This is a genomic window from Pseudanabaena sp. 'Roaring Creek', from assembly GCF_001402795.1.
Classification (GTDB): domain Bacteria; phylum Cyanobacteriota; class Cyanobacteriia; order Pseudanabaenales; family Pseudanabaenaceae; genus Pseudanabaena.
This window is the reverse complement of record NZ_LIRE01000159.1, coordinates 1-1,765: the sequence shown is the minus strand read 5'-3', so window position 1 is coordinate 1,765 and position 1,765 is coordinate 1. Positions and strand designations below refer to the sequence as shown.

Here is a 1,765-nt window from a genome sequence, read left to right as displayed (position 1 = left end):
TATAGCTGCCGCCAACTGTATCAGGACATAAAACCCCAAAGAGAGTTGCCGCGCGGAGCGCGGCAACTCTCTTTGGGGTTTTGATTTTATCCTAACAAAACTGGCGGTAGCTATACCAAATAGAGAAGGGCGGCGCTTTGCGCCGCCCTTCTCTATATTGGGGTTATTGCAATGCAAGCAAGGATTTCAGCCTTTCACCCAAAAAGAATGAGGTAGCGTTTAGCACCACCTCATTCTTTTTGAGATATTTTGAGATATCTAGATTTAAGCGCTAAAGATTTTAATCGGTTCTAGGGACAGTTTAATGGTTACAATACTAGATCTAGTATTTAATCAAGCATTACAAGATTTCGACTCATGGAAGATAAGTTGATGTTAATGATCCCAGGACCAACACCTGTGCCTGAACAGGCTCTGTTGGCACTGGCAAAAGCTCCCATCGGACACCGTAGCGGCGATTTTAGCAAGGTCATGGCAGATGTGACTGCCAAGCTCAAGTGGCTGCACCAAACTACCAATGATGTATTAATTCTCACCGTAAGTGGTACGGGTGCGATGGAAGCAGGCATCATTAATTTCTTAAGCAAAGGCGATCGCGTCCTTGTGGGAGACAACGGCAAATTCGGCGAACGTTGGGTAGAAGTCTGCCAAGCCTATGGCGTAAATGCTGAAGTTATTAAGGCTGAATGGGGCAAAGCCCTCGATCCTGAAGATTTTCGCGTTAAATTAGAAGCCGACACCAATAAGGAAATTAAAGCGGTTATCATTACCCACAGCGAAACCTCGACAGGCGTTCTTAACGATTTAGCGGCGATTAACCGTTACGTGAAAGCCCATGAAAAGGCGCTAATTATCGTCGATGCGGTGACCAGCTTGGGGGCAATGAATGTTGCCATTGATGAATTAGGATTGGATGTCGTTGGTTCTGGTTCACAGAAAGGCTACATGATTCCTCCTGGGTTGGGATTTGTCGCCGTCAGCCCTAAGGCATGGGAAGCTTATAAAACAGCCAACTTGCCAAGGTTCTATCTAGATCTAGGTAAAGCTCGTAAAGATGCGGCTAAAAATTCCACTCCTTTTACCACTTCGGTAAATATGGTGATGGCATTACAAGCTTCGTTGGAAATCATGCAACGTGAAGGATTAGAAAATATTTTTGCGCGTCATCTTCGCCATCGCGATGCTACTCGTGCGGCGATCAAGGCTCTGAATTTGGGGCTATTAGCTCCCGATGATGCGGCGAGCGCTTCGATTACATCGGTTGTTCCCCCTGAAGGACTTGATGCCGAAAAAATCCGCGCCACGATCAAGAAGAAATTCGATATTGTCATGGCAGGTGGTCAAGATCATCTCAATGGCAAGATCTTCCGCATCGGGCATCTTGGCTTTGTGGGCGATCGCGATATTCTAACGGCGATCAGTGCGTTGGAAGCTTCCATCTCTGCCCTCGGCTATAGTGACTTTACCTACGGCGCTGGTGTAAAAGCGGCGATCGAGGTGCTGAACGGCTAGTGGCTATAGCGTAGCTAAGAACCCGTAAATTTGCGCCCCTACGGGGCGCAAATTTACGGGTTCTTAGTTTGTAATTATAGCTACAGTCACTTGAATTAGGACAAATCAAAACCCAAGAATTAATTGGCGGCGCGAAGCGCCGCCAATTATAGTTGTTTTAAATAACTTGTAGACGGGCTTCGACTTCGCTCAGCCCTCGGTGTAAGCTAGCTGAGCGAAGTCGAAGCTGTAGTTTTTATTTGAATTATCTATA

The 1,765-nt window shown here is 46.5% G+C and carries 1 protein-coding gene; it reads left to right on the top strand.

Going from position 1 to position 1,765, the window contains the following annotated elements:
- The first annotated feature begins 357 nt into the window (after window positions 1-357).
- Window positions 358-1,512, top strand: coding sequence for an alanine--glyoxylate aminotransferase family protein (locus AC805_RS04935; protein ID WP_055074382.1), 1,155 nt, complete (start codon window positions 358-360; stop codon window positions 1,510-1,512).
- Window positions 1,513-1,765: the final 253 nt, after the last annotated feature.